This is a genomic window from Variovorax sp. RTB1 (assembly GCF_035018765.1).
Taxonomy (GTDB): domain Bacteria; phylum Pseudomonadota; class Gammaproteobacteria; order Burkholderiales; family Burkholderiaceae_C; genus Variovorax.
Genome location: NZ_JASJXG010000005.1, coordinates 69,697 through 95,951, shown reverse-complemented (window position 1 = coordinate 95,951; position 26,255 = coordinate 69,697). Strand labels below are relative to the sequence as shown.

Annotated in this window: 26 protein-coding genes and 1 tRNA gene; 14 read left to right on the top strand and 13 right to left on the bottom strand. The window is 62.7% G+C overall.

All coding sequences use genetic code 11. The features are described from left to right. Positions 1 to 28 precede the first annotated feature (28 nt). Positions 29 to 865, top strand: a complete 837-nt coding sequence (locus QN397_RS05610) for an ABC transporter ATP-binding protein (RefSeq protein ID WP_323500317.1) — start codon at positions 29 to 31, stop codon at positions 863 to 865. Continuing rightward, on the top strand, positions 862 to 2,112 hold the full coding sequence (locus tag QN397_RS05605; RefSeq protein ID WP_323500316.1) for a phenylacetate--CoA ligase family protein: 1,251 nt from the start codon (positions 862 to 864) through the stop codon (positions 2,110 to 2,112). Before QN397_RS05610 ends, QN397_RS05605 begins: the two co-directional genes overlap by 4 nt. A gap of 19 nt (positions 2,113 to 2,131) precedes the next feature. Here the strand turns inward: QN397_RS05605 and QN397_RS05600 are convergent, their stop codons facing one another. Both QN397_RS05600 and QN397_RS05595 read right to left on the bottom strand, forming a co-directional pair. After that, a complete protein-coding gene (locus tag QN397_RS05600) occupies positions 2,132 to 3,229 on the bottom strand; it encodes an NAD(P)/FAD-dependent oxidoreductase (RefSeq protein WP_323500315.1) in 1,098 nt (365 codons plus the stop codon). A gap of 30 nt (positions 3,230 to 3,259) precedes the next feature. Then, complete coding sequence (locus tag QN397_RS05595; protein WP_323500314.1) at positions 3,260 to 3,772, bottom strand: DUF393 domain-containing protein; 513 nt, start codon at positions 3,770 to 3,772, stop codon at positions 3,260 to 3,262. A gap of 144 nt (positions 3,773 to 3,916) precedes the next feature. Here QN397_RS05595 and QN397_RS05590 point away from each other — a divergent pair, with 144 nt between their 5' ends. Together QN397_RS05590 and QN397_RS05585 are read left to right on the top strand one after the other, a co-directional pair. Beyond that, positions 3,917 to 4,867 (top strand): MerR family transcriptional regulator, encoded by a 951-nt coding sequence (locus QN397_RS05590; protein ID WP_323500313.1) that lies wholly within the window; start codon positions 3,917 to 3,919, stop codon positions 4,865 to 4,867. Between the two features lie 68 nt (positions 4,868 to 4,935). Next, the gene (locus QN397_RS05585; RefSeq protein ID WP_187054124.1) at positions 4,936 to 5,910 is read left to right on the top strand and encodes a tripartite tricarboxylate transporter substrate-binding protein; all 975 of its coding nucleotides are present in this window, start codon (positions 4,936 to 4,938) and stop codon (positions 5,908 to 5,910) included. Between the two features lie 29 nt (positions 5,911 to 5,939). Here the strand turns inward: QN397_RS05585 and QN397_RS05580 are convergent, their stop codons facing one another. Further along, positions 5,940 to 8,033: a PQQ-dependent dehydrogenase, methanol/ethanol family gene (locus QN397_RS05580; protein ID WP_323500375.1), complete on the bottom strand. Its 2,094-nt coding sequence runs from the start codon at positions 8,031 to 8,033 to the stop codon at positions 5,940 to 5,942. Between the two features lie 114 nt (positions 8,034 to 8,147). Between QN397_RS05580 and QN397_RS05575 the strand changes: the two genes are divergently transcribed. From QN397_RS05575 to QN397_RS05560, 4 genes are all read left to right on the top strand, one after another. Continuing rightward, entirely contained in the window at positions 8,148 to 9,458 is a 1,311-nt protein-coding gene (locus QN397_RS05575) for a GAF domain-containing protein (protein WP_323500312.1), read from the top strand. Between the two features lie 73 nt (positions 9,459 to 9,531). Further along, entirely contained in the window at positions 9,532 to 10,551 is a 1,020-nt protein-coding gene (locus QN397_RS05570; RefSeq protein WP_410003071.1) for a thiamine pyrophosphate-dependent dehydrogenase E1 component subunit alpha, read from the top strand. Then, a complete protein-coding gene (locus tag QN397_RS05565) occupies positions 10,542 to 11,513 on the top strand; it encodes an alpha-ketoacid dehydrogenase subunit beta (protein WP_323500311.1) in 972 nt (323 codons plus the stop codon). The genes QN397_RS05570 and QN397_RS05565 overlap by 10 nt, the downstream gene beginning before the upstream one ends. Before the next feature lie 106 nt (positions 11,514 to 11,619). Beyond that, positions 11,620 to 12,642 carry a tripartite tricarboxylate transporter substrate binding protein gene (locus QN397_RS05560; protein WP_323500310.1) on the top strand — a complete coding sequence of 341 codons (1,023 nt, stop codon included), beginning with the start codon at positions 11,620 to 11,622 and terminating at the stop codon, positions 12,640 to 12,642. Here QN397_RS05560 and QN397_RS05555 read toward each other — a convergent pair whose 3' ends face one another. Both QN397_RS05555 and QN397_RS05550 read right to left on the bottom strand, forming a co-directional pair. Then, positions 12,643 to 12,981 (bottom strand): DUF1840 domain-containing protein, encoded by a 339-nt coding sequence (locus tag QN397_RS05555; protein WP_416352307.1) that lies wholly within the window; start codon positions 12,979 to 12,981, stop codon positions 12,643 to 12,645. Further along, on the bottom strand, positions 12,978 to 14,246 hold the full coding sequence (locus tag QN397_RS05550; protein ID WP_323500309.1) for a class I SAM-dependent methyltransferase: 1,269 nt from the start codon (positions 14,244 to 14,246) through the stop codon (positions 12,978 to 12,980). The genes QN397_RS05555 and QN397_RS05550 overlap by 4 nt, the downstream gene beginning before the upstream one ends. Positions 14,247 to 14,342: 96 nt before the next feature. On the opposite strand from QN397_RS05550, the gene QN397_RS05545 reads away from it, so the two are divergent. From QN397_RS05545 to QN397_RS05520, 6 genes are read left to right on the top strand one after another with little or no spacing between them, the layout of a single operon-like run. Beyond that, complete coding sequence (locus QN397_RS05545) at positions 14,343 to 16,709, top strand: bifunctional salicylyl-CoA 5-hydroxylase/oxidoreductase (protein ID WP_323500308.1); 2,367 nt, start codon at positions 14,343 to 14,345, stop codon at positions 16,707 to 16,709. Positions 16,710 to 16,713: 4 nt separating this feature from the next. After that, positions 16,714 to 17,193 carry a MarR family winged helix-turn-helix transcriptional regulator gene (locus tag QN397_RS05540; RefSeq protein ID WP_187054117.1) on the top strand — a complete coding sequence of 160 codons (480 nt, stop codon included), beginning with the start codon at positions 16,714 to 16,716 and terminating at the stop codon, positions 17,191 to 17,193. After that, positions 17,190 to 18,044, top strand: coding sequence for an enoyl-CoA hydratase family protein (locus QN397_RS05535; protein ID WP_323500307.1), 855 nt, complete (start codon positions 17,190 to 17,192; stop codon positions 18,042 to 18,044). The genes QN397_RS05540 and QN397_RS05535 overlap by 4 nt, the downstream gene beginning before the upstream one ends. Positions 18,045 to 18,050: 6 nt before the next feature. Continuing rightward, the gene (locus tag QN397_RS05530; protein ID WP_323500306.1) at positions 18,051 to 19,250 is read left to right on the top strand and encodes an acyl-CoA dehydrogenase family protein; all 1,200 of its coding nucleotides are present in this window, start codon (positions 18,051 to 18,053) and stop codon (positions 19,248 to 19,250) included. A gap of 20 nt (positions 19,251 to 19,270) precedes the next feature. Continuing rightward, positions 19,271 to 20,884, top strand: a complete 1,614-nt coding sequence (locus QN397_RS05525; protein WP_323500373.1) for an AMP-binding protein — start codon at positions 19,271 to 19,273, stop codon at positions 20,882 to 20,884. After that, positions 20,881 to 21,276 carry a RidA family protein gene (locus QN397_RS05520; RefSeq protein ID WP_323500305.1) on the top strand — a complete coding sequence of 132 codons (396 nt, stop codon included), beginning with the start codon at positions 20,881 to 20,883 and terminating at the stop codon, positions 21,274 to 21,276. The genes QN397_RS05525 and QN397_RS05520 overlap by 4 nt, the downstream gene beginning before the upstream one ends. Positions 21,277 to 21,453: 177 nt before the next feature. Here the strand turns inward: QN397_RS05520 and QN397_RS05515 are convergent. From QN397_RS05515 to secY, 8 genes are all read right to left on the bottom strand, one after another. Then, a tRNA-Met gene (locus QN397_RS05515) sits at positions 21,454 to 21,530 on the bottom strand. Between the two features lie 18 nt (positions 21,531 to 21,548). Then, positions 21,549 to 21,950: a 50S ribosomal protein L17 gene (gene rplQ, locus QN397_RS05510; protein ID WP_187054113.1), complete on the bottom strand. Its 402-nt coding sequence runs from the start codon at positions 21,948 to 21,950 to the stop codon at positions 21,549 to 21,551. Between the two features lie 81 nt (positions 21,951 to 22,031). Then, positions 22,032 to 23,021, bottom strand: a complete 990-nt coding sequence (locus QN397_RS05505; RefSeq protein ID WP_187054112.1) for a DNA-directed RNA polymerase subunit alpha — start codon at positions 23,019 to 23,021, stop codon at positions 22,032 to 22,034. A gap of 130 nt (positions 23,022 to 23,151) precedes the next feature. Then, positions 23,152 to 23,775 carry a 30S ribosomal protein S4 gene (gene rpsD / locus QN397_RS05500; RefSeq protein ID WP_187054111.1) on the bottom strand — a complete coding sequence of 208 codons (624 nt, stop codon included), beginning with the start codon at positions 23,773 to 23,775 and terminating at the stop codon, positions 23,152 to 23,154. A gap of 160 nt (positions 23,776 to 23,935) precedes the next feature. Then, complete coding sequence (gene rpsK / locus QN397_RS05495) at positions 23,936 to 24,340, bottom strand: 30S ribosomal protein S11 (RefSeq protein ID WP_009124825.1); 405 nt, start codon at positions 24,338 to 24,340, stop codon at positions 23,936 to 23,938. A 12-nt stretch (positions 24,341 to 24,352) separates the two neighbouring features. Continuing rightward, positions 24,353 to 24,718, bottom strand: coding sequence for a 30S ribosomal protein S13 (gene rpsM, locus QN397_RS05490; protein ID WP_093243005.1), 366 nt, complete (start codon positions 24,716 to 24,718; stop codon positions 24,353 to 24,355). Between the two features lie 23 nt (positions 24,719 to 24,741). Next, positions 24,742 to 24,855, bottom strand: coding sequence for a 50S ribosomal protein L36 (gene rpmJ / locus QN397_RS05485; RefSeq protein WP_017760906.1), 114 nt, complete (start codon positions 24,853 to 24,855; stop codon positions 24,742 to 24,744). Between the two features lie 63 nt (positions 24,856 to 24,918). Then, positions 24,919 to 26,232, bottom strand: a complete 1,314-nt coding sequence (gene secY, locus QN397_RS05480) for a preprotein translocase subunit SecY (RefSeq protein WP_187054110.1) — start codon at positions 26,230 to 26,232, stop codon at positions 24,919 to 24,921. Positions 26,233 to 26,255 lie beyond the last annotated feature (23 nt).

Here is a 26,255-nt window from a genome sequence, read left to right as displayed (position 1 = left end):
ACAGCGAACTACCGCGTAAGGAACGCCCATGGAATCTTCAGCCACATCCATTGCACCGACGGCCAAGCCGCTGCTCGAAGTCAACGGCATCGAGGTGATCTACAACCACGTGATCCTCGTGCTGAAGGGTGTGTCGCTGAAGGTGCCCGAGGGCGGCATCGTGGCGCTGCTCGGCGGCAACGGTGCCGGCAAGACGACCACGTTGCGGGCGGTGAGCAATCTGCTGGTAGCCGAGCGCGGCGCGGTGACCAAGGGCACCATCGAGCTGCGCGGCGAGCGCATCGAAGCGCTGTCGCCCTCGGCCCTGGTCAAGCGCGGGCTGGTGCAGGTCATGGAAGGCCGCCACTGCTTCGCGCACCTGACTATCGAAGAGAACCTCATGACGGGTGCCTACACACGCACCGACGGCAAGGCCGCCATAGCGCAGACGCTCGAGAAGGTCTACGCGTATTTTCCGCGCCTGAAAACGCGCCGCTCTTCGCAAGCCGCATACACATCGGGCGGTGAACAACAGATGTGTGCCATCGGCCGGGCGCTGATGGCCGCACCGAACATGGTGCTGCTCGACGAACCGTCGATGGGCCTCGCGCCGCAGATCGTCGACGAGGTGTTCGGCATCGTCAAAGACCTGAACGAAAAAGAGCGCGTGACCTTTTTGCTCGCCGAACAGAACACCAACATGGCACTGCGCTACGCCGACTACGGCTACATCCTGGAAAACGGCCGCATCGTCATGGACGGCGAGGCGAAGAGCCTGCGCGAGAACGAAGACGTCAAGGAGTTCTACCTCGGCGTCGGTGGCGCAGACCGCAAGAGCTTTCGCGACGTGAAGAGCTACAAGCGCAGAAAGCGGTGGTTGGCATGACGACAGATTTTTACGACGCGCTCGAAGTGCGCGACCCGGCCGAACGCGAGCGCGACTTGCTCGCTGCATTGCCCAAACAGATTATGCAGGCGCAGACTGCAGCGCCGGCCTTTGCGAAGATTCTCGATGGCGTGAAGCCGGCCGACATCACGTCGCGCGAAGCGCTGTCCCGGTTGCCGGTCACACGCAAATCGGAACTGCTCGCGCTGCAGAAAGAACGACGCGCGAACGACCCGTTCGGCGGCTTCGCGGCCATCGCGCGTGGCTCGCGCATGCCGCGCGTGTTCGCGAGCCCCGGTACCATCTACGAGCCCGAAGGCGAAGCGCGCGACTACTGGCGGACAGCACGCGCGTTGCATGCGGCGGGCTTTCGCAGCGGAGAGCTGGTGCACAACTGCTTTAGCTATCACATGACCCCTGCGGGCTCGATCATGGAAAGCGGCGCGCACGCGATGGGCTGCACGGTGTTTGCCGGCGGCATCGGCCAGACCGAGCAGCAGGTCGACGCGATGGTCGATCTGCAGGCCGAGGGCTACATTGGCACGCCGAGCTTCCTGAAGATCATTCTCGAGAAGGCTGCAGAGCTGAAAACGCCGCTCCCCAGACTCAAAAAAGCGCTCGTCTCGGGCGAGGCCTTTCCACCCAGCCTGCGCGACTGGATCGATGCGCACGGAGTGCACGGCACGCAGTGCTACGCAACGGCCGACCTGGGCCTGGTCGCTTACGAGACGAGCGCGCGCGAAGGCCTGGTGCTCGACGAAGGCGTGCTGGTGGAGATCGTGCGGCCCGGCACCGGTGACCCCGTGCCCGATGGCGAGGTCGGCGAGATCGTGGTGACCACCTTCAATCGAGACTATCCGCTGGTGCGCTTCGGCACCGGCGACTTGTCTTCAGTGCTGGCCGGCGATTGCCCCACCGGCCGCACCAACAAGCGCATCAAGGGATGGCTCGGCCGCGCCGACCAGACCACCAAAGTGCGCGGCATGTTCGTCCACCCTTCGCAAGTGGCAGACATTGCCCGCCGATTCCCGGAAGTGCAGCGCGCACGTCTGGTGGTCGAAGGCGAGATGGGCGACGACCGCATGACGCTCAAGCTAGAGTGCGACGGCGCACCCGAAGGTCTCGAAGCGCGAGTGGCAGAAACGATTCGCGAAGTCACGAAGCTGCGCGGTGCGGTCGAATGCGTAACGCCGAACAGTCTTCCGAACGATGGCAAGGTGATCGAAGACGCGCGCAGCTACAAGTAAGCCGCGCCGCCGCCGGGGTTCAATGGATTTCTTGCGCAATCCGGACCCGCGCCATCACTTGCGGGATCTCCTCGGCCACGATCAGTTCCGTGTCGAGGCTGGCAGCCACCGCGTCTGCAAGCTCGTCGCCGGAACGCCAGGCCGCCTCGACAGTGCCTGCGCCGAATGAATCTCCGCAAACGCCCAGGCCGATCACCGGATCCCACCAGCATTCGGAGCGACCCGACGATGGCTGTCCAAGTGAGGCATACAGCCAGCGATGCACGCCTACATGCTGCCACTCGCGCTGCGAATCCGGAGGCATCAACGCGGTGAGTGCAGCACGCAACATCTGCACGACGGCTTTGGGATCGTCTTCCAGATGCGCCTCGCTCCAGGCGGCCGTGGCGTGGGCTACCCAACTGGCACAGCCGGCAGCGCCGTCGCGACCCGGCTTGCGGTCGTTGCGCGTCACCACTGCGAGGGGGCCGTTTTCCGGCTCGGCGGCATCCCAGGGCCAATCTACATCGTCAGTGACGGCCATCAGCGTCCAGCATGGCGTCATGGGAACGGCTGCAAGTGCATCGGCCCAATCGTCCTTGTGTCCCGCCAATAACAGCGCGGCCTGGGCTGGCGGCATCGCCAGCATCACATGGTCGAACAATCCAGCCGACTCGCCGTCCGAAAATACGAGGCGCCAACCATCGACCCCCCGCTGCAGCCTTTGCACTTGTTGGCCCATGCGCATGGGCACGCCGCCGAGAAGGTTTCGGCAGAACGAAGGCATGTCGGGAACCGGCATGACCCGAAGCCGCATCCTCGGCTCGGGGAACGCCGCATACACCCGCTGCTGCCAAAACTCGGCTTGCCCAGCCGCCTCTGCGCGAGCGACGACCGCCCGGAACCGCGGGCTTTGCGCACTGAACTGTTGCGCTCCATGGTCGAGATCGGTCGACCTCTCGACGCCGGAAGCGTCGGTCCATTGAACGCGTCGGGTGGCCATTCGACCGCCGACGTTGTTCGATTTTTCGAACAACGTGACGTCGTGCCCGGCACGCAGGAGCGCCGCGGCGCAGGACGTCCCGGCTATTCCTGCCCCAATGACCGCGATGGCGGGACGAATTTTGCGGCTTGACATCGGTTTTTCCTTTTGGAGATGGAAGGTGAATCAGAGACGGCGAACTAGTGCACCAAAGGCGCCCGAGCCGCTTTGCACCGGACGCGGTTCGCCCGCGTGCTCGTTGGTGGTGTCGACCGGGGTCGCCGAGGTCGCGGGCAATTCGGACGGCGTCTTGCGCCAGAGCGGGCGGACCGCCAGAAATCCGCGGTAAGCGAAATCGAGCACGACGGGCATCGGACCGAACGAAACGATGTGCCCCAGCCACGCTGTGCGGGGCAGTGCTTGCCACAAGACGCCGAAGCCGCGGGCACCGTCCGCGAGCGTTCCATCGGGCCGGCGCACGTGAAAGCGTTTCAAGGCGGCAGCGCGGGTCAGGCCTGGCCCGAGATCCGTGTCTGCGCAGTTCGAAGCGTCGATCCACTGGCACGTGTCCGCACCCGGTTGACGGCGGTAGTAAGCGATCTCGCTGGAGCAAACCGGACACGCGCCATCGAAGTACACAACCACTTCATTTTGTGTGACAACGTTCTCTTGAGTCATATTTGCACCTGTTTTGAACACTTCTTGAATCGAATATTAGCCAGATAACCTTGTCACGTGCGGTTTATGACACGCTATTTGCACGTATCTTATAGATTAGCGATTCAAATCCACTTCATTCTTTCGCTATGATGTGTAGGCAATAGCCTCTTCAACTTCTCGACCATGCCGCTCAACACTGACCCCATCGACCCCACGCCAAATGCAAGCCTTCGAAGCGGAACGGCTGCGCGCCTGGCCGGGCTGCCGGTAGCAACACTTCGCGTTTGGGAGCGCCGCTACGACGTGGTGTCGGCATCGAAAACGTCGACCGGGCAGCGCCTTTATTCGAGCCATGACGTGTCACGTCTCAAGTTGCTTCGACAACTCACCCACAACGGGCACGCCATCGGAACGATCGCCAACCTCGAGCTCGCTGCCCTCCAGTCGCTCGGCGAGGGGGTTTCGATCGCCATCTCAGGTGCTCCGGTCGCGACTCGAAGCGTTGTCGTCGTCGGTCGCAGTGCGGCGCACAAACTCGAGTCGGTCATGGGGTACGAGTTGCGGGCGGTTTACGAAGACCTGGACCAAGCCGAGCTGCATCCGACCGCTGAAGGCAGCATCGACGTCTTGCTTGTCCGGCTCGCATCGCTGCAACCCGCATCGGTCGATCGCGTGCTGGCGCTCGCCAAGTCCCTCAACGCCGGCACGACGGCAGTCCTTTACAACTTCACCGCCGAGGGCACTGTCGAGGCGTTGCGCAAGGTCGGTGTAAGGGTCCGCCGTGAACCCGCCACCGCCCGCGATCTTTCGCAACTGATGCGAAACGAGTCCGACACCGCATTGCCCGTCAACATGGAATGGCACGCTGCGCCGCGACGGTTCAGTGACGAAAAACTGACTGAATTTGCCGAGCGCCCTTCGACGATCGCATGCGAGTGCCTCCGACATGTGGCCGAGATTGCGCTGCAACTCGCCGGATTCGAACGCTACAGCGTGGATTGCGCCTCGTCGAACGCCGCCGATGCCGCATTGCACAAACATCTGACGGCAGTGGCTGGCGCCGCACGTACGTCCTTCGAGCAGGCGCTGCAAAAAGTGCTGGCGCACGAAGCGCGTGGCCGAGCACCAAACTAAGGGCTAGTCGGTATAGGTCAGGGTCTGGTCAGCCGATACCATCGGCGTTTTTCATACGGGAGACACCCATGAAGACCTTGTTTGCGATCGCCGCGATGGCACTGACCGCCGTTGCCACGCATGCCCAGACCTACCCGAACGCAAGGACGGTGACCATCGTCGTGCCGTTTGCCGCCGGAGGCCCGACCGATCGCGTGGCGCGGGACCTCGCTGAAGCCCTTGCCAAGCCGCTCGGCACCAACATCGTGGTCGACAACGTGGCGGGCGCGGGCAGTTCCATCGGCACCGCCAAGGTGGCGCGGGCCACCCCTGACGGCTACACGCTGCTGCTCAACCACATCGGCATGTCGACGATGCCTGCGCTCTACCGCAAGCTGCCGTTCAACGTCGAGACCGACTTCGATTACCTCGGCATGATCAACGAGGTGCCGATGACGCTCATAGGCAAGCCCCAGTTGCCGGCCAACAACTTTCAGGAATTGCAGACCTGGATCGGCCAGAACAAGGGAAAGATCAACCTCGGCAACGCCGGGCTGGGTGCCGCATCGCAACTCTGTGGCCTCTTGTTCCAGAGTGCAATGAAGGTCGAGATGACGCCGGTGCCCTACAAAGGCACCGCGCCGGCCATCGCGGACCTGATGGGCGGCCAAATCGACCTGCTATGCGACCAGACCACCAACACCACCGGCCAGATCACGGCAAAGACCGTCAAGGCCTATGCAGTGACCACGCCCAAGCGCCTGACGACCCCGGCGCTCAAAGGCCTGCCGACGCTCGCCGAGTCGGGCCTCAAGGATTTCGAGGTAACCATCTGGCACGGGCTCTATGCGCCCAAGGGCACCCCACCGGAAGTGACCAAAAAGATCAACGAGGCACTGAAAGTCGCGCTCAAAGACCCCGCTTTCATCAAGCGCGAAGAGGACCTCGGCGCCGTTGTGATGGCCGACAAGCGCGTCGAGCCGGCAGACCACAAGAAGTTCGTGGCTGCCGAGATCGCCAAGTGGGGCCCGATCATCAAGGCCGCCGGCGCGTACGCCGACTAGCGTGTTGCGCGCGCCCTCAGTGTGCGCAACTACTTCGGCCGGATCGCATCGGCCGTGCCTTGAATGAACGCCTTGATTTTCTCGACGTCTTCCATCGTCAGCTTGCCGGTGAAGTCGGGCATGCCACGTTCCATGGCAGCGCCATGGAAGACGAACTTGTCGAGGTTTTCGATGTAGCTCGAGTTCATGTAGCCGAGATTGGGAATGTTGCCGCCGCGGTCCACGCCCGGCACGCCGTGGCAGAACACGCAGTTGCTCACGTACAGGTAGGTGCCGGCCGTGACATTGGCCGGGTCGTACTTGACGCCTTGCACCAGCTTGTCCATTCGGTACTGGACGAAGTCGGGTTTGGCCGCGTTGCCACCCGCAGCGAAGGTGTAGACGGTGCCCGGCCCGTTCGTCTCGGTCGCGCGCTGCGCCAGGCCGTAGACACCGCCCCATCCCACCGCGACCGATACGTACTGCTTGCCGTCGACCATGTAGGTCGACGGTGCGGCGACGATCCCGGTGCCGGTCGGTGTTTCCCAGAGCTTGTCGCCGGTCTTTGCGTTGTAGGCGACCATCCGCCCGTCGGCCGTGCCCTGAAAGACGAGGTTGCCTGCCGTCGTCAGCGTGCCGCCGTTCCATGGCGACACGTGCTCCACGCCCCACACCTCCTTCTGCGCGACCGGGTCCCAGGCGACCAGACGTCCGCTCGGCTTGCTGGTCGGTGGCTCCACATTGGCGAACTTGGCGGTGTTCCAGCCCAGTGCCGCATGCGGACGGCCGGGAGCGTTTTCATTGAACTTCCAGTCCTTGTCGTCCATCAGGTTGAGCGGGACGTGCTGCGAAGGCAAATAGGCCAGGCCGGTCATCGGGTTGAACGACATCGGCTGCCAGTTGTGCGCACCGAAAGGGCCGGGAATCGCATCGTTGGGCTTGGTGCCGTCGCGCGCCGCGGCCACGCCGATCGGTCGGCCGTCCTTGCCGTAGCCGGTCGCCCAGTTCACCTCGGTGAAGTTCTTCGCTGAAATGAACTTGCCGTTAATGCGGTCGAGCACGAAGAAGAAGCCGTTCTTGGGCGCGTGTAGGATCACCTTGCGCGGCTTGTTGTCGATCTTGATGTCGGCCAGGATCATCGGCTGCGTCGAGGTGTAGTCCCAGTTGTCGCCGGGCGTTTCCAGGTAGTGCCACACGTACTTGCCGGTGTCCGGATTGAGCGCGACGATCGACGCCAGGTACAGGTTGTCGCCGCCACCCGGACTGCGCGCCTTGTGCGACCACGGCGAGCCGTTGCCGGTGCCGACGTACATGAGGTTGAGTTCCGGGTCGTAGGTGATCGAATCCCACGCGGTGCCACCGCCGCCCGCTTTCCAGTACTCGCCCGAAGGGTCCCAGGTCTTGGCAGCCTTGGCCATCGATGCGTCTTCGAACGGTTTCGACGGATCGCCCGGCACGATGAACCAGCGCCACTTCTGGTCGCCGGTGGCAGCGTCGTAAGCAGTGACGTAGCCGCGCACGCCGTACTCGGCGCCGCCGTTGCCGATGACGACCTTGCCCTTGAACACGCGCGGCGCGCCGGTGATGGTGTACGACTTGCTGTGGTCGACGATAGTGTCCTTCTCCCACACCGTCTTGCCCGTCGCCGCATCGAGCGCGATGAGGCGACCGTCGTAAGACGCAACGTAGACCTTGCCCTGCCACAGCGCGACGCCGCGATTCACCACGTCGCAACAGCCCTTGAAACCTTTCGCCTTATCGACCTTGGGGTCGTAAGTCCACAACGCCTTGCCGGTGCGCACGTCGATCGCGTGCACCACGCTCCAAGACGCGGTGACGTACATGACGCCATCGACCACCAGTGGCGTGGCCTCGACACCGCGGGTCGATTGCAGGTCGTACGACCAGACCAGCCCCAGGTCCTTCACGTTGCCGGCGTTGACCTGGTCGAGCTTGCTGAAGCGCGTCTCGGCGTAGTCGAGGCCGTAGCTCGGCCAGTCGGGCGTTTTGGCGGCATTGGCGCGCATGAAGGCAGCGTCGACCTTCGAGGGCGGCTTGGTCGGTGGTTTGTTCTGCGCTGTGGCGGCAGCGCCGGCCAGGCACAGCAGCGCACCGAGCATGCGCACGGCATGGGGGATCTTCATCGTGATGTCTCCTGTCGTTGTGACCCAGAGGATCGCGCGCACGGCGGCTTTGTTCATCTTCGGGAATTCCCTGAAGCACGACTGTTCCATTGCGGAACACATTCGGACATGCCCTTGACGACCACCCGCACCACGCGCGCGCCCTGGCAACTCTTAGCGAACACGGCCGCAGAGCGAACCGCATTGGCGCGCCGGCAGTTTTTCGAAGAAGGCGTGCGGCCTTCGGGACTGGTCGGCGAGGCGGTGATCCAGTCGTGGATGCGCTGCAACCGCGCGCATGAAAACACGCGCCGCGCAGTGGTGTTCGATGCCGTCACGCCGAGCCGCCTGCACGCCACGCTCGGCCGCAACCGCGAGTTGCTGGCGGCCGCGCAGCTCGACTTGCACAGCATGGAAAGCGCCCTTGCGGGCACCGATTGCCGCGTGCTGTTGACCGACGCGCACGGCGTGATCGTGCATGCGACACAACACGATGCGGCCGCGCAGCAACCCATCCTGCGACAGACCGCGCGCGTCGGCATCAACATCGCCGAGAGCGTGATCGGCACCAGCGCGCCGGGCATCGTGGCCGCCACCGGCCAGGCCTGCACGGTGAACGGTGCCGAGCACTATTACGACTGCCTCAGCACGATGCAATGCGCCGCCGCACCCATCCGCGATGTGCATGGCCATCTTGCCGGCGTGCTCGACGTCACCGCCGAATCGCGGCGCTTCGGTTTCGATGCGGCGTCGATGGTCTCGCTCTTCGCCACCACCATCGAGAACCGGCTGCTGCAGGCGCAGTCGCACGACCATCTGGTGCTGCGCTTTCAGGCCAGCCCCTCGCTCTTCGGCACGCCGCTCGAAGGACTGGCCGGTATCGCGACGGATGGCACGGTGGCATGGATGAACACGGCCGGTGCGGGCCTGATTCAACCGCGGCATTGCGATGAGAGTGGTCCGGGCGATGTCGAGCGATTGTTCGGACTCGACCTGCGCGCGTTGCTTCGGCTCGGGCGCAACAACGGGCCGCAACCGGTGCGGCTGACGAGCGGCTTGTCGGTCTGGCTGCAGGCGACATGGCAAGGGCGCGACGGCATCGACTTCAGGCATGCGGCGCCTCTGCCGGCGGCACGGATCGCCGACGCCGGACGTGCGATCCAGGGCATTGAAGTTGCAGAGACAGCCGCTTCGACAACAACGATGAAGACAACAACGACGCCGGCCAACACGCCAATCATTCCTGCAACCGCATTACCTTCAGAAGCAGACACGTTGTGCGGCCATAGCCGCAAGCTGATCGAAGACGCGCTCGCCGCGCACGGCGGCAACATCGCGCAGGCTGCACGCCAGTTGAAAGTGTCGCACGGCATGCTGTATCGGCGCCTGTATCGGTGGTCGCACACCGACTGCGTCGTCCCTGACACCAACACGTCAGCCGGGTAAGCCCGCTCACGACCACACGTCACGGTCGATACGATCTGCCGGCTTGCGCAGGCGGTTCTGCGCTGGAGCCGATATGGATTTGCTGGTGTCAGACGACAAACGACGTGCGCTCTACCGCACGATGGTGCGCATTCGCGCTTTCGAGAACGCGGCGGAGATCGCCAGCCAAGGGGGCGTGAGCGCTTATGGGCAAGAGGCAGCAGGCCTCGTCAAGGTGCGCGGCCCGCTGCACTTGTCGACCGGACAGGAGGCGGTACCTGCGGGTGTCTGCGCGCACTTGAACGTGACGGACTACCTCACCTCGACGCACCGCGGCCACGGCCACACGCTGGCCAAAGGCGCCGACCTGACGCGAATGATGTGCGAGCTGTTCGGCAAGGCGACCGGCTTCAACGGCGGCAAAGGCGGCTCGATGCACATCGCCGATTTCTCTGTCGGCATGCTCGGCGCCAACGGCGTGGTGGCGGCGGGCCTGCCCATCGCTGTCGGCGCGGCGCACGCGCAAAAACTGCAGAAGCGCGATGCCATCACAGTTTGTTTTTTCGGCGATGGCGCGATCAACCGCGGCCCGTTTCTGGAGTCGCTCAACTGGGCGCGCGTCTACGGCTTGCCGGTACTGTTCGTCTGCGAAGACAACCGATGGAGCGCCACCACCGCGAGCGGTCCGATGACCGCAGGTGATGGCGCATCAGCGCGTGCGCAATCGATGGACATCGCTGCCACGCAGGTCGATGGCAACGATGTGTTCGCGGTGCATGCGGCGGCCGCCAGGCTCGTCGCCGAAGTGCGAAGCGGCGGCGGGCCGCGCCTGCTGCACGCGCTCACCTACCGCGTCAAAGGCCACGTGTCGGTCGACCCTGCGGCCTATCGCGACCCTGCCGAACTGGCAGCGGCACTCGAGACCGACCCGATCGCCAATGCGCGCGCGCAATGCCTGAAAGCAGGCATCACCGCCTCTGCGCTGGACGGCATCGATGCCGAAGCGCATGCCGAAGTCGAAGGCGCACTCAGCGCCGCCGACGCAGCCCCCTGGCCCGACCCCAGCGCCGCCTACACCGACATCCAGACCATCGGAGCCGGCCAATGGCATTGATCGAACTCAGCTACGCCGAGGCCGCGGCGCTCGCGGTGCAACATGAAATGGACGCCGATGCCAACGTCGTCGTGATCGGCGAAGACGTCGGTCGTGGCGGCATCTTCGGCCAGTACCGGGGACTGCAGCAGCGCTTCGGACCCGACCGCGTGATCGACACGCCGATCAGCGAGGCCGCCATCATGGGCGCCGGCGTCGGCATGGCGCTCGCGGGCTTGCGGCCGGTGGTCGAAATGCGCGTGGTCGACTTCGCGCTGTGCGGCATGGACGAACTGGTCAACCAGGCGGCCAAGAACCGCTTCATGTTCGGCGGCCAAGGGCGCGTGCCGCTGGTGGCGCGCATGCCGGGCGGCATCTGGGACGCCTCCGCCGCGCAGCATTCGCAGTCGCTCGAAGCCTGGTTCACACACCTGCCCGGCGTGGTCGTGGTGAGCCCGTCGACACCGCAAGACAACTACAGCCTGCTGCGCGCCGCGCTGCAATGCGGCGACCCGGTGGTCTACATCGAGCACAAGGCGCTGTGGGGCGCACGTGGCCCGGTAGACGTTGCATTGGAGGTGCCGCTCGGCCAGGCCGCGCGGCGGCGCAGCGGCGACACGCTGACGATGGTCAGCTGGGGCAAGCAGCTGCTGGCTTGTGCCGCCGCGTGCGACGCGCTGTCCGATCAAGGCGTGACGGTCGATCTGCTCGACCTGCGCACGCTGTGGCCGTGGGATCGCGACACCTTGCTCGCATCGTGTGCCCGAACCACGCGCTTGCTGGTCGTGCACGAGGCGGTGCAAGCGGCCGGCTTCGGTGCCGAGATCGCAGCGTCAGCGGCAGAGGCCACCGGTTGCAAGATCGCACGGCTCGGTGCGCCACGCATTCCCGTTGGCTATTCGGCGGTGCTCGAAGCGCAGTCGCGCGTAAGCGCCGATGCGATCGTGGCCGCGGCACGCGCGCTGGCAGAGCGCAGCGCCTGAGGGGCTGAACGCATCGAAAAACGCTTCGGGGCCGCATCGCGCGAGCCCCTGAAGCAACGCCATCGCCACGGTAGCCTGTAGCGGCTTCGCCTGTGAAAATGAGCACATGACTTCATTCACCAAGATCCCCCGTCGCACCGCGCTGGCCGTGTCTGCGCTCGCATTGGCAACCGCTGCGCTGTCCACCCACTCTGCCTTCGCCCAAAGCACCTGGCCGACCAAACCGGTTCGCATCGTCGTGCCGTTCGCCGCCGGCGGCACGACCGACATCCTGGCCCGCGCGGTCGCGCCAGAACTCTCCAAAGCCTTCGGCCAGCAATTCATCGTCGACAACCGCCCCGGCGCCGGCGGCAACCTCGGCGCCGAAATCGTCGCGCGCGCACCGAACGATGGCTACACGCTGTTGATGGGCACGGTCGGAACGCACGGCATCAACCGGGCGCTCTACCCGAAGCTGCCGTTCGACCCGATCAAGGATTTCGTGCCGATCACGCTGGTCGCCGCGGTACCGAACGTGATGGAAATGAATGCCGAAAAAGCCAAGGCCCTGAACATCAACAGCGTGGCCGACTTCATCAAATACGCCAAGGCCAATCCGGGCAAACTCAACATGGCATCGAGCGGCAGCGGCACCTCGATCCACCTGGCCGGCGAGCTCTTCAAGAGCATGACCGGCACCTACATGATCCACATCCCGTACCGTGGCTCGGGTCCGGCGTTGATGGACATGGTGGGCGGCAGTGCCGATGTGATGTTCGACAACCTGCCCTCGTCGATGCAACAGATCAAGGGCGGCAAGTTGAAGGCGCTGGCCGTGACCAGCTCGACCCGCTCGTCCGCACTGCCCGACGTGCCGACTGTCGAAGAAGTCGGTGGCCCGCAACTCAAGGGCTTCGAGGCCAGCTCGTGGTTCGGCCTGCTGGCGCCGGCCGGCACGTCACCCGACATCGTCAACCGCATTCAGCAGGAAGTGGCCAAGTCGCTGGCCACACCCGCCATGAAAGAGAAGATGCAGTTGCAAGGCGCGATCCCGAGTGGCGATACGCCGGCAGCGTTCACCACACTGATCGCCAATGAGCACGTCAAATGGGCCAAGGTCGTGAAGACCAGCGGCGCCAAGGTGGACTGATCAAACCTCCCAGGTGACGTCCTTGCTGTCGGCGAGCGAGTCCTTCAGCATGTGAAGCAACGGCGAGGCGCGTTGGCTCAAGCCGACGTGCTGTGCTTCAGCATCGGCGGCATGGCCTTCGACCGCCAAGTTGTCGTTGTTGTGCGCATTGCCGCTTTCGGTCGTCATGGCCGCCTGAAGCGCGGCGATGGCCGCTGGAATTTGCTCGACGGTCACGACGCCTTTGGGCGACGGCGTTTTGCCGATGACCTCGAACAGCTGGCGCGCGTGCACTTCGAGCATCACGAAATCGGGCGAGGCCCGGGACTTGAACCGATAAAGCATGGTCGTCTCACTCACTTGTAGATGTAATCACGGGCGAAAGGGTACACCGATTGCGCACCGCGCAAACGTCCCGTCGCCGCGTCACCGTCCGGCTTGGTAGCCAGCATCTGGTGAAGCGAAATCCATCCTTGCTCGAAACTCATGGCCGAGCCGGCCAGATAGAGGCGGTAGGCGCGAAGGATGCGTTCTGCATTGCCGGCGCGATTGCTGGTGTGCTCCAGCACTTCGCGGGCCTCGACGAGCTTGGACTCCAGCGAGTCCGACCATGCCCAGAGCGTGCGCGCGTAGTGCGGCCGCAGGTTTTCGGTGTCGACCATTTCCAGCCCCGACGCTGCCATGTCGCGCAGCACGTGGGTGACATGCAGCAACTCGCCACCCGGAAAAATATACTTCTCGATGAAGTCGCCCATGCCGGCACCCAGCTGCTGGTAGTCTAGGCCACCGGAAGTGATGCCATGGTTCATGACCAGGCCGCCCGGCTTCAGCAACGCATAGATCTTCTCGAAGTAGGTCGGCATGTTGGCCGCGCCGACATGCTCGAACATGCCGATCGACGAGATCTTGTCGAAGGGTTGCGTCTCGTCGAGCGTGCGGTAGTCGCGCAGCTCGACGCGCACACGACTCTGCAGGCCCTTTTCTTCGATGAGCTGCTGCACGTGCGCGTGCTGGTTTTTCGATAACGTGATGCCGGTGGCGTCGACGCCGTAGTGCTCGGCAGCCCACAGCAACAAGCCACCCCAGCCCGAGCCGACGTCCAGCAAGCGCTCACCCGGCTGAAGCATCAGCTTCTTGCAGATGTGGTCGAGCTTGGCTTCTTGCGCCTGCGCCAGTGTCATGTCGGCGGTGCGGTAGTAAGCGCACGAATACACACGGCGCGGGTCGAGCCAGAGTGCGTAGAAGTCGTCGGAGACGTCGTAGTGAAATTCGATCTGCTTCGCGTCCTTGTGCAGGGAGTGCGAGCCACGCGACTTGGCGTGCCGCTGCAGGCGGCTCCACCAGCTGGTGTCGGATTTTTCGATCGGGTTGCTTGGCACCAACGCGACCGCGGCGTCGAACAGGTCTCGCATGGCGCCTTCGATCTGCACTTTGCCTTCGACATAAGCCTCCCCGATGGAGCCTATCTGTCGGCCAGCGAGCTTGGCCAGGGCCGACCATTCGGAGAAAGCCAAGGTGACTCGAGAGCCTGGTGCGGAGACCCTCCGGCCATCGGGCAACTGCAAGGCGATCGGGACAGAGAGTGCCGCAAGCTGCGACTCGATTTTGGGAATCAGGCTTTGCATGGTCTAAATATCCTAGTGAATTTCAGCGTCTTCTGCTTGTGGAGCGAGCCTCAATGTTCATTGACACAGGAATGTTTATGCCTAAACTATTCATCCATGAACAGCCTAAAAAGCATCCTTTGTATCGGCGGTGGCCCCGCCGGGCTCTACTTTGCACTGCTCATGAAAGCACGCCAGCCGTCGCTGCAAATCACGGTGCTGGAGCGCAATCGGCCATTCGATACCTTTGGCTGGGGCGTGGTGCTCAGCGACCAGACGCTCGCCAATCTCGACGCCGCCGACCATGCCAGCGCAACGCTGATCGGCAACTCGTTCCACCACTGGGACGATATCCAGGTCTTCTTCAAAGGCGAAGCGGTTCGCTCTGGCGGCCATGGTTTTTGCGGCATCGGCCGCAAGCACCTGCTCAACATCCTGCAAGAGCGGTGCCTGGCTTTGGGCGTCGACCTCGTGTTCGAAACCGATGCTGCTGACGATCAGGCAGCGGCGGCGAAGTACGACGCCGACCTGGTGATCGCCTGCGACGGACTGAACAGCCGGATTCGTCAACGCTACGCCGAGACCTTCGAGCCCGACGTTGATCTGCGCAAATGCCGCTTCGTGTGGCTCGGCACGCACCAAACCTTCGACGCCTTCACCTTTGCTTTCGAGCAGACCGAGCACGGCTGGTTTCAAGCCCACGCGTACCAGTTCGACGACGACACCTCGACCTTTATCGTCGAGACGCCCGAAGAGGTCTGGAAGGCGCACGGACTCGACGCCATGGAGCAACCGGAGGCGATCGCTTTCTGCGAGAAGCTCTTCGCCAAGTACCTCGGCGGCCACGCGCTCATCAGCAATGCGCAGCACCTGCGTGGCTCCGCCAACTGGATTCTCTTTCCGCGCGTGGTGTGCAAGCACTGGGTGCACCGCATCGAAGTGGCCGGCAAGACGGTGCCGGTCGTGCTGATGGGCGACGCGGCGCACACCGCGCACTTTTCCATCGGCTCGGGCACCAAGCTCGCGCTCGAAGACGCCATCGATCTGGCGAACGAATTTGCGCTCGAAGAAAACATCGACGAGGTCCTTGCCGCCTACGAAGCGCACCGCAGCGTCGAGGTACTGAAGATCCAGAATGCGGCGCGCAACTCGACGGAATGGTTCGAGAACGTTGGCCGCTACACCGGCATGAAGGTCGAGCAGTTCGCGTATTCGCTGCTGACACGCTCGCAGCGCATCAGCCACGAAAACCTGCGCCTGCGCGATGCCGCCTGGCTCGGTGGTTACGAGCAATGGCTGGCCGGCGGCAAGAAGGCGATCTCGCCGATGCTGATGCCGCTCACTGTGCGCGGCCTTACGCTGAAGAACCGCATCGTCGTCTCGCCGATGGCGATGTACAGCGCGGTCGATGGCGTGCCGATGGACTTTCATCTGGTGCACCTGGGCGCACGTGCACTTGGCGGCGCGGCGATGGTCTTCGTCGAGATGACGAGCCCGAGCCCCGAAGGCCGCATCACGCCGGCTTGTACCGGTCTGTACAACGACGCGCAATCGGCTGCGTTCAAGCGCATCGTCGACTTCGTGCACGGCCAGAGCAGCGCGAAGATCGGCATGCAGCTGGGTCACAGCGGCCCGAAGGGCTCGACGCGTGTGGGCTGGGAAGGCACCGACGAGCCGCTCGAAGCCGGCAACTGGCCACTGCTGGCTGCCAGTGCGCTGGCCTATGGCGAACAGAATCAATTGCCGGCAGCGATGACGCGTGCCGACATGGACCTGATGCGAGAGCAGTTCGTGGCGTCGACGCGGCGTATGGCCGAGGCTGGCTTCGACTGGCTCGAGCTGCATTGCGCACACGGTTATTTGCTCTCTGCCTTCCTGAGCCCGCTGACCAATCTGCGCGATGACGAGTACGGTGGCGCGACGGAAAATCGCCTTCGCTATCCGCTCGAAGTCTTCGCCGCGATGCGCGCCGCATGGCCGGCAGAACGACCTATGAGCGTGCGCATCTCCGCGCACGACTGGGCGCCTGGCGGCAACACCGATGACGATGCCATCGCGATGGCGCGGGCCTTCAAGGCGGCGGGCTGCGATGTCATCGATGTGTCGTCGGGCCAGACCACGCGCGCCGCGGCACCCATCTATGGCCGCATGTACCAGACACCGTTTTCCGATCGCATCCGCAACGAGGTCGGCATCGCCACCATCGCAGTGGGTGCGATCACCGATGCCGATCAGGCCAACAGCATCATCGCCGCGGGCCGTGCTGACTTGTGCGCGGTGGCGCGACCGCATCTGGCCGATCCGGCGTGGACGCTGCACGAAGCGGCCAAGTTGCAGAGCCGCGCGATCGAATGGCCGCAGCAATACCTGAGCGGGCGCGACCAGATGTACCGCGAGATCGCCAAGCAGAAAGACATGCTGGCCGCCGCCAGTGCTGCTGCAGCCAACGCGGCGGCCTCGAAATCGTTGCCGCCCGAGGAATAAAAAGATGGACCTCGAAGCCCGCGCCCACAGCGAACACCCCGACGAGTTGCGACTCTGGCTGCGCATGCTGACCTGCACCCAGTTGATCGAAAAGCAGGTGCGTAACGGGCTGCGCGAACGCTTTGCCACGACGCTGCCGCGCTTCGACCTGATGTCGCAGCTCGAGCGTGCACCCGATGGCATGAAGATGAACGAGCTGTCGCGCCGCATGATGGTGACCGGCGGCAACGTGACCGGCATCACCGACCAGCTGGTCACGGAAGGCCTGGTCGAACGCGTCGACGTGGCCGGCGACCGCCGCGCCTGGCGCGTGCGTCTGACCGTGCGCGGACGCAAGGCCTTCATCGACATGGCCGAGCAGCACGAGCACTGGATCGTCGAGGCTTTCGGCGGACTGAGCAGCAAAGAGATCACGCAACTTCACCGCCTGCTCGGCAAGGTGAAGCAACATTCCAGCAGCCCGTTGGCAGAGGCCGAAAAATGAAACATTACATCGGTGAGCGCAGCCCCATGCGCGCGCAATTCGAGGCGAAGGCCGGATACGTGGCCAGGCATTTCGCATGGTCGTACGAAGCCGGCGTCGGCACCATCACGCTGAACCGCCCCGAGCGCAAGAACCCGCTCACGTTCGACTCGTACGCCGAACTTCGCGACCTGTTCCGCGCGCTGAACTACGCGACCGACGTGAAGGCGATCGTCGTCACAGGTGCGGGTGGCAACTTCTGCTCGGGTGGCGATGTACACGAAATCATTGGTCCGCTCACCACGATGACGATGCCGGAAATGCTCGAGTTCACGCGAATGACGGGTGACCTGGTCAAGGCGATCCGGCAATGTCCGCAGCCAATCATTGGCGCCATCGACGGCATCTGCGCCGGCGCGGGCGCGATGATCGCGCTGGCCTGCGACCTGCGCTACGGCTCGCCCGCAACGCGCACCGCGTTCCTGTTCACTCGCGTGGGCCTGGCCGGTGCCGACATGGGCGCTTGCGCACTGTTGCCACGCATGATCGGCCAGGGTCGTGCATCGGAGCTGCTCTTCACTGGGCGCGCAATGACGGCGCAAGAAGGTTTTGCCTGGGGATTTTTCAACGCGCTGCATGACAGCGATGCACTGCTTGCAGCCGCAACAGCAGTTGCCCGCGATCTGGCTGAAGGCCCGACCTTCGCGCACGGCATGACGAAGACGATGCTCGCGCAGGAGTGGTCGATGACCATCGATCAGGCGATCGAATCCGAAGCGCAGGCGCAAGCGATCTGCATGCAGACCGAAGACTTCAAGCGTGCGTACGAGGCGTTCTCCGCCAAGCGCAAGCCCGTGTTTCAAGGGGATTGAGCGATCATGTCAGCCTTCGCCTGGCCTCCAGCACCACCTTCGACCGCACACCTTGCGTTGCCTTTTTTTGGCAATGAGCACCGTGCTCTAGCGAACGACCTTTTGCCATGGGCTGCGGCACAGCGTGTGGACGAGCGAGATGACCGCGCAGCCTGCCGTGAGTGGGTGCGCAAGCTGGGCGATGGCGGGTGGCTGCGTTACTGCGTGCCCGCGACCTCGGGCGGTGCATTGGAGCGACTGGATTCGCGCGCGCTCGTGTTGCTGCGCGAGACACTGGCTTTCCATTCGCCGCTTGCCGACTTCGCGTTTGCGATGCAGGGCTTGGGCAGCGGCGCCATCACATTGGCTGGCACGCACGCACATCACGCCGAGTACCTGACCGCGGTCGCTAGCGGTCGCAAGATCGCCGCGTTTGCGCTGAGCGAGCCCGAAGCTGGCTCGGACGTCGGAGCAATGGCCATGCGAGCAACCGCTACTGTCGATGGCTGGCGACTCGACGGCGAAAAGACCTGGATCAGCAACGGCGGCATCGCCGACTTCTACTGCGTTTTCGCAAAGACAGAGCCGACCGCCGGCACGCGGGGCATCACGGCGTTCATCGTCGATGCGACGGTCTCTGGCCTCGACTCTTCCGAGCACATCGAAGTGATGGCGCCGCATCCGCTGGCCACACTTCGCTTCGAAGATTGCCGCGTGCCTCGCGAGGCACAGTTGGGCGACCTGAACGGCGGCTTCAAGCTGGCCATGCGTACGCTCGATATCTTTCGCGCGTCCGTCGCAGCGGCCGCACTTGGCATGGGGCGGCGCGCCCTGGCCGAAGCGGTGCACCATGCCCAACATCGAAAAATGTTCGGCCAGACGCTGGCAGACTTTCAACTAACGCAAGCCAAGCTCGGCGAGATGGCAGCGCTGATCGACAGCGCCGCGCTGCTCACCTACCGCGCCGCATGGATGCGCGACGACGCCGAACAACGCGGCGCATCGGCTGTCGGCGACGTTTCTGCAGCCGCCGCCATGGCCAAGATGTGCGCTACCGAAAATGCGAGCCGCGTGATCGACATGGCGTTGCAGATGCACGGCGGCCTCGGCGTGAAAGTGGGCACGAAAGTTGAGAGTCTGTACCGCGACATCCGGTCGTTGCGCATCTACGAGGGCGCGACCGAGGTACAGCAATTGATCATCGGCAAGTCTGTCCTCAAGGGATGAGCGTGGAGGCCCCTATGTCTTTGAGTGCGCAAGTGGATCGATTCGTGCACGACCGGCTACCGCCGGCTGAGCAATTGCCGATGTTTCGGTACGACTTACCCGAGTTGCAGTTGCCCGACCAGTTGAACCTGGTCGAAGAACTGCTCGACAAGGCAGCGGCCAAAGGCTTCGGCGACAAACCGATGCTGCGTTCACCCCAGCAGACGCTGACGTATGCCGAGGCTGCAGTCGAGGTCAGCCGCATCGCACAGGTGCTTGTCGAAGACTTCGGACTGGTGCCGGGCAACCGCGTGCTGCTGCGTGGTGGCAACTCGGTCGCCATGGCGCTGTCGTGGCTGGCCGTGGTCAAGGCCGGCATGATCGCCGTGGCAAGCATGCCGTTGTTGCGTGCCAAGGAGTTGGGCGAAATCATCGACAAGTCACGTCCGGTGCTGGCACTGTGCGACGGCAAGCTGATCGCTGAGCTGGAAACAGCACAGCGCGAATATCCGTCGCTGTTGACCATCGTTGCGTTCAACCTTCCGGACGATCCGGCGTCTTTGTCGTCGCTCGCTGGGGCCAAGAGCGGCGTATTCGCGGCGTGTCCGACGTCGGCGGACGATGTCGCGCTGTTGGCGTTTACGTCGGGCACGACAGGTAAGCCGAAGGCGCCTGTAACGACGCATCGCGACGTGCTCGCCATGTGCGAGACCTGGCCGCGGCATATCCTCAAAGCGCGCAGCGACGATATCGTGATCGGCTCGCCGCCGCTGGCATTCACCTTCGGGCTCGGCGGACTGCTTGTGTATCCGATGTGGGCGGGCTCTTCTGTCTACTTTCACGATGCGCCATACACGCCTGAAGGCGTGGTCAAGCTGATCAACGAGATCGGCGCGACCATCTGCTACACGGCCCCGACTTTCTACCGGCAGATGGCACCGTTTGCAAAGCAGCAAGGCGTGCCGTCAATGCGCACTTGCGTAAGCGCCGGTGAAGCTTTGCCCGATGCGACGCGCCAACTCTGGAAAGACGCGACGGGCATCGAGATGCTCGACGGCATCGGTGGCACCGAAGTCTTCCACATTTATATTTCGGCGGCGAACCACGAGGTGCGGCGCGGCGCGATCGGCAAAGCCGTGCCCGGCTTCACCGCGAAGGTTGTGGACGATGAAGGCAACGAGGTGCTGCGCGGCACTGTCGGCAAGCTGGCGATCATCGGCCCGGTGGGTTGCCGCTACCTCGACGATGCGCGCCAGACCGAGTACGTGAAGAACGGCTGGAACTACCCCGGCGATGCGTTCATGCAGGACGACGACGGCTACTTTTTCTACCAGGCACGCGCCGACGACATGATCGTGACCGCCGGCTATAACGTCGGCGGCCCCGAGGTCGAAGACGCGCTGCTGAAACACCCTGCGGTTGCGGAGTGCGGCGTGGTCGGCAAGGCCGACGCCGACCGCGGAACCATCGTCAAGGCCTATTGCGTGTTGAAGCCGGGCGAGACCGGTGACGCGGCGCTCGTCAAGGCGCTGCAAGACCACGTCAAGGCGACCATCGCGCCGTATAAGTACCCGAGGGAGATCGAGTTCGTCACGGTGCTGCCTCGCACCGAAACGGGCAAGCTCCAACGATTCCGACTCAGACAAACACCATGATGAAATTCCTTCAACCGCCGGGCTGGACGGCACCCAAAGGGTATGCAAATGGCATCGCTGCACGCGGCACGACCATTTTTGTTGGCGGCCAGATCGGCTGGAACGCGCAGCAGCAGTTCGAGAGCGACGACTTCATAGTCCAGACGGGTCAAGCACTGCGCAACGTCGCCGAGGTGCTCCGTGAAGCCGGTGCCGGGCCAGAGCACATGGTTCGGATGACCTGGTACATCAGCGATCGCGACGAATACAACGCACGGCTCAGCGAGTTGGGGCCGGTGTATCGCGATGCGATGGGCCGCAACTTTCCGGCGATGACGTGTGTGCAGGTCGCCGCGCTGGTTGAAGCGCGAGCGAAAGTGGAAATCGAAGTGACTGCGGTTCTGCCGGACTGAACTGCACGCTGGCGTCTGCGGGCAGGGTGAACTGAGAGCGCCGCTAAGCTAAATCCACTGAGTCCACGGCGCAGATTGAATTCGACCGTGTTGCGCGCCCAGCGGATGACCTGACATTTCTTGCCATCGTGACCCAAAGAAAAAAGGCCCTTTGCTTTCTCAAAGGGCCTTTTAAATTGGTTGCGCGAGCAAGATTTGAACTTGCGACCTTTGGGTTATGAGCCCAACGAGCTACCAGGCTGCTCCATCGCGCGGCAAGATGAAATTATAGCTTATTCAGCGGCGTTCTGCTCGGCAGACGCATCTTCTTTGATCTCTGGGCGATCGACCAACTCGACCAGCGCCATCGGTGCGTTGTCGCCGACGCGGAAACCCATTTTCAGGATGCGCGTGTAACCACCGGGACGCGTGTTGTAGCGCGGGCCAAGGTCAGCGAACAGCTTGACGACGCTGTTGCGATCGCGAAGACGGTCGAATGCAAGGCGCTTGTTCGCAAGCGTCGGCTTCTTGGCCAGCGTGATCATCGGCTCGATGACGCGACGCAGTTCTTTCGCCTTCGGCAGCGTGGTCTTGATGACCTCGTGCTCGATGAGCGAGTTCATCATGTTTTGCAGCATCGCAAGACGATGCGAGCTGGTGCGATTGAGTTTGCGGAGGCCGTGACCGTGGCGCATGGTGCTTTCCTTTACTTTATTAAAAAGGCAGCCGTATCAGGTACTGCCCGTGCACTGAGCTTTTTGAAGGCTCTCTGAAAATTAACGCTTGTCGAGGCCGGCCGGCGGCCAGCTTTCGAGCTTCATACCCAAGGTCAGGCCGCGCGAAGCGAGGACTTCCTTGATCTCGTTGAGCGACTTGCGACCCAGATTCGGGGTCTTGAGCAACTCGTTTTCGGTACGCTGAATCAGGTCGCCGATGTAGTAGATGTTCTCGGCCTTCAGGCAGTTTGCCGAACGCACTGTGAGCTCGAGTTCGTCGACCGGACGCAGCAGGATCGGATCGAACTGCTGTGCACTGCGCGGCGCTGGCGTGTCGAAGGCGGCAAGTTCGCCACCTTCGAGCTGTGCGAACACTGCGAGTTGTTCGACCAGGATCTTCGCCGAAGCGCGCACTGCGTCTTCAGCGGTGATCGCGCCGTTCGTTTCGATCTCGACAAGCAGCTTGTCCAGATCGGTGCGCTGTTCTACACGAGCGCTTTCGACGGTGTAGCTCACGCGCTTGACTGGCGAGAACGATGCGTCGAGCACGATGCGGCCAATCGACTTCGTCGGCTCATCCGCATAGCGGCGCATCGTTCCCGGAACGTAACCGCGGCCCTTTTCGACCTTGATCTGCATGTCGAGCTTGCCACCTTGCGACAGGTGCGCGATCACGTGATCCGGGTTGATGATTTCAACGTCGTGCGGCGTCTGAATGTCAGAAGCCAACACCGGGCCTTCGCCGTCCTTGCGCAGACTCAACGTGACTTCGTCGCGGTTGTGGAGCTTGAACACCACACCCTTGAGGTTCAACAAAATATTGACGACGTCTTCTTGCACACCGTCGATCGACGAGTACTCGTGCAGAACGCCGGCAATAGTCACTTCGGTGGCCGAATAGCCGACCATGGACGACAGCAGAACGCGGCGCAGCGCATTGCCGAGCGTGTGGCCGTAGCCCCGCTCGAAAGGTTCGAGAGTAACCTTGGCCTTGTTTGGCGCAAGTTGCTCGACTTGGATGGTTTTGGGTTTCAGCAGGGTGGTTTGCATGCAGACTTCCTCTCAATACCCCCGGTTCGTTACACCGGTAAGGCTGGTGAAGTGCCCTGTCGCGGTGCAGCGCGGAGGGAACAAAAAAATCACAAGGACGAGGCGGCGCAGCAGCCTCGTTATCGTCCGTTTAACGCGAATACAGTTCGACGATCAGCGATTCGTTGATGTCGGCTGCGAATTCGTCGCGGTCAGGAACCTTCTTGAAGGTGCCTTCGCCCTTGTCGGCGTTGACCTCGACCCAAGCTGGCATGCCGACTTGCTGAGCCAACTGAAGCGCTTCGGCAATGCGCGTTTGCTTCTTCGACTTATCGCGTACAGCGATCACGTCGCCGGTCTTAACCAAGTACGACGGAATGTTGACCGACTGGCCGTTCACCGTAATCGCCTTGTGCGACACGAGTTGACGAGCTTCGGCACGCGTCGAGCCAAACCCCATGCGGTACACGACGTTGTCGAGGCGGCATTCGAGCAAAAACAGCAGGTTGGCGCCGGTGTTACCACGACGACGATCGGCTTCTTCGAAGTAGCGGCGAAACTGCTTTTCGAGAACGCCGTACATGCGCTTGACCTTCTGCTTCTCACGCAGTTGCAGACCGAAGTCCGAGGTGCGCTGACCCGAAGTGCGGCCGTGCTGGCCGGGCTTGGAATCGAACTTAGCCTTGTCTTGAATCGAACGGCGAGCGCTCTTCAGGAACAGGTCGGTGCCTTCACGGCGGGAGAGTTTGGCCTTGGGGCCGAGGTAGCGTGCCACGTGATTTCCTTTGTGTCATCTGCCGCAGCTTTGAACTGCGGGAGCCATCAGCGGCGTGCCGATGGCGGTGGGCTTGATAAAAACAAAATGCGCAGCCGCCGCGAGGCAGACTGCGCCGGGCGCTGAAACTGGAGAGCCTCAACGCCTGACCGCAAAGCGGTCAGATTCGGCGACGCTTTTGAGGGCGGCAGCCGTTGTGCGGCACAGGCGTGACGTCGGCAATGGAATTGATCCGGATGCCGAGCGCTGCCAATGCGCGCACCGACGATTCGCGACCAGGACCGGGGCCCTTGATCTCGACGTCGAGATTCTTAATGCCTTGTTCGACAGCAGCACGGCCCGCAACTTCGGACGCGACCTGCGCGGCGAACGGTGTTGATTTGCGCGAGCCCTTGAAGCCCTGGCCACCCGACGAAGCCCAAGACAAAGCATTGCCCTGCCGGTCGGTGATCGTGATGATGGTGTTGTTGAACGAGGCATGTACGTGAGCGATACCGTCCGCAACGTTCTTGCGAACCTTCTTGCGAACGCGCTGTGCGGCGTTGTTTGCAGGAGCTTTAGCCATGCTGGTCTGTCCTTATTTTTTCAGGGATTGCGCAGCCTTGCGCGGACCCTTGCGGGTACGGGCATTGGTGCGCGTGCGCTGACCGCGCATCGGCAGGCCGCGACGATGGCGGAAGCCACGATAGCAACCGATGTCCATCAAGCGCTTGATGTTCATCGTGGTCTCGCGGCGCAGATCGCCTTCGATAGTGAAGAGAGCGATCTGATCGCGGATCTTTTCGAGATCACCGTCGGTTAGATCTTTGATCTTCTTCGAATATTCGATACCGCTCGCTTCGCAGATTTGACGGGCGCGCGTGCGACCGATGCCAAAAATAGCGGTCAGGCCAATTTCAGCGTGCTTGTGCGGTGGAATGTTAATGCCAGCAATACGTGCCATGTGCGTCCTCTAATACTCTTGGATCAACCCTGGCGCTGCTTGTGGCGCGGGTCGGTACAAATCACACGCACCACGCCTTTACGGCGGATGACCTTGCAATTACGGCAGATGGGTTTGACCGAAGCCGAAACTCTCATTTGATTCTCCTAAAACTTTAAACGTGGCGCTCTAACGCCCGAACTCAATACTGAAACCCAGCGCTACGACGTCTTGAAGTTCGCCTTCTTGAGCAGCGATTCATACTGCTGAGACATCATGTAGTTCTGTACCTGGGCCATGAAGTCCATCGTGACGACCACGATGATCAACAGAGAGGTCCCACCGAAATAAAACGGCACGTTGTATTTCAGAATCAGGAACTCGGGCAGCAGGCAGACGAAGGTGATGTACACCGCGCCGGCCAACGTCAGGCGAACCAGAATCTTGTCGATATAGCGGGCCGTTTGATCACCCGGGCGAATGCCAGGAATGAAGGCGCCGCTTTTCTTGAGGTTGTCGGCCGTCTCGCGGCTGTTGAACACCAAGGCTGTGTAGAAGAAACAGAAGAACACGATTGCAGCGGCATACAGCAGCACGTAGATCGGCTCACCTGGACGCAGCGCGCCAGCCACGTCCTTGATCCAACGGAAGCCACCTTCGCCTGTGCTCAGCCAGCCGACTACTGTTGCCGGAAGCAAAATGATTGACGAAGCAAAGATCGGGGGGATCACGCCGGCCATATTCAGTTTGAGCGGCAAGTGGGACGATTGGCCGCCGTAGACCTTGTTCCCAACCTGTCTGCGGGCGTAGTTCACAAGGATCTTGCGCTGACCGCGTTCCACGAATACCACGAAGTAAGTCACACCGGCCACAACGGCGACGATGAACAACGCGACGATCACGTTCATGGCGCCGGTACGAACCAGTTCAAGCAAGCCCCCGACCGCGTTCGGCAAACCCGCCGCAATGCCAGCAAAGATCAGGATCGAAATGCCGTTGCCAAGACCACGCTCAGTGATCTGCTCGCCGAGCCACATCAGGAACATCGAACCTGCCGTGAGACTCACCATCGCAGTGATGCGGAAACCGAAGCCAGGTGCGATGACCAGGCCCGCAGAGGATTCCAGCGCGACGGCAATGCTGAACGACTGAAACATTGCAAGGCCAAGCGCACCATAACGCGTGTACTGGGTGATCTTGCGACGTCCCGATTCGCCTTCCTTCTTCATTTGCTCGAAGGTCGGCAACACATAGGTCATCAACTGCATGATGATCGACGCCGAAATGTACGGCATGATCCCCAAGGCGAACACGGTGAACCGAGACAACGCGCCGCCCGAGAACATGTTGAACAGGCTCAGGATGCCGCCCTGCTGACCTTGAAACAACTGCGCCAGCTGGTCCGGGTTGATGCCCGGAACAGGGATGTGCGCACCGACGCGATAGACCACGAGGGCGAGCAGCAAAAAGACCAGCCGACGACGGAGGTCGCCGAACTTGCCTGTTTTTGCGAGCGTTGCCGCGTTAGTTGCCACGAAGAGGTTCTTTCAGTCCGAAG

Excerpts from the sequence above, each read along its gene's own strand:
- rpsM (WP_093243005.1), bottom strand. The coding sequence starts at position 24,718 with ATGGCACGTATTGCTGGCATTAACATTCCACCGCACAAGCACGCTGAA.
- QN397_RS05570 (WP_410003071.1), top strand. The coding sequence starts at position 9,532 with ATGGATTTGCTGGTGTCAGACGACAAACGACGTGCGCTCTACCGCACG.
- QN397_RS05560 (WP_323500310.1), top strand. The coding sequence starts at position 11,620 with ATGACTTCATTCACCAAGATCCCCCGTCGCACCGCGCTGGCCGTGTCT.
- QN397_RS05605 (WP_323500316.1), top strand. The coding sequence starts at position 862 with ATGACGACAGATTTTTACGACGCGCTCGAAGTGCGCGACCCGGCCGAA.
- QN397_RS05565 (WP_323500311.1), top strand. The coding sequence starts at position 10,542 with ATGGCATTGATCGAACTCAGCTACGCCGAGGCCGCGGCGCTCGCGGTG.
- QN397_RS05540 (WP_187054117.1), top strand. The coding sequence starts at position 16,714 with ATGGACCTCGAAGCCCGCGCCCACAGCGAACACCCCGACGAGTTGCGA.
- QN397_RS05580 (WP_323500375.1), bottom strand. The coding sequence starts at position 8,033 with ATGAAGATCCCCCATGCCGTGCGCATGCTCGGTGCGCTGCTGTGCCTG.
- QN397_RS05590 (WP_323500313.1), top strand. The coding sequence starts at position 3,917 with ATGCCGCTCAACACTGACCCCATCGACCCCACGCCAAATGCAAGCCTT.
- QN397_RS05585 (WP_187054124.1), top strand. The coding sequence starts at position 4,936 with ATGAAGACCTTGTTTGCGATCGCCGCGATGGCACTGACCGCCGTTGCC.
- rplQ (WP_187054113.1), bottom strand. The coding sequence starts at position 21,950 with ATGCGCCACGGTCACGGCCTCCGCAAACTCAATCGCACCAGCTCGCAT.
- QN397_RS05535 (WP_323500307.1), top strand. The coding sequence starts at position 17,190 with ATGAAACATTACATCGGTGAGCGCAGCCCCATGCGCGCGCAATTCGAG.
- rpmJ (WP_017760906.1), bottom strand. The coding sequence starts at position 24,855 with ATGAGAGTTTCGGCTTCGGTCAAACCCATCTGCCGTAATTGCAAGGTC.
- QN397_RS05520 (WP_323500305.1), top strand. The coding sequence starts at position 20,881 with ATGATGAAATTCCTTCAACCGCCGGGCTGGACGGCACCCAAAGGGTAT.
- QN397_RS05600 (WP_323500315.1), bottom strand. The coding sequence starts at position 3,229 with ATGTCAAGCCGCAAAATTCGTCCCGCCATCGCGGTCATTGGGGCAGGA.
- QN397_RS05505 (WP_187054112.1), bottom strand. The coding sequence starts at position 23,021 with ATGCAAACCACCCTGCTGAAACCCAAAACCATCCAAGTCGAGCAACTT.
- QN397_RS05610 (WP_323500317.1), top strand. The coding sequence starts at position 29 with ATGGAATCTTCAGCCACATCCATTGCACCGACGGCCAAGCCGCTGCTC.
- QN397_RS05530 (WP_323500306.1), top strand. The coding sequence starts at position 18,051 with ATGTCAGCCTTCGCCTGGCCTCCAGCACCACCTTCGACCGCACACCTT.
- QN397_RS05550 (WP_323500309.1), bottom strand. The coding sequence starts at position 14,246 with ATGCAAAGCCTGATTCCCAAAATCGAGTCGCAGCTTGCGGCACTCTCT.
- QN397_RS05545 (WP_323500308.1), top strand. The coding sequence starts at position 14,343 with ATGAACAGCCTAAAAAGCATCCTTTGTATCGGCGGTGGCCCCGCCGGG.
- rpsK (WP_009124825.1), bottom strand. The coding sequence starts at position 24,340 with ATGGCTAAAGCTCCTGCAAACAACGCCGCACAGCGCGTTCGCAAGAAG.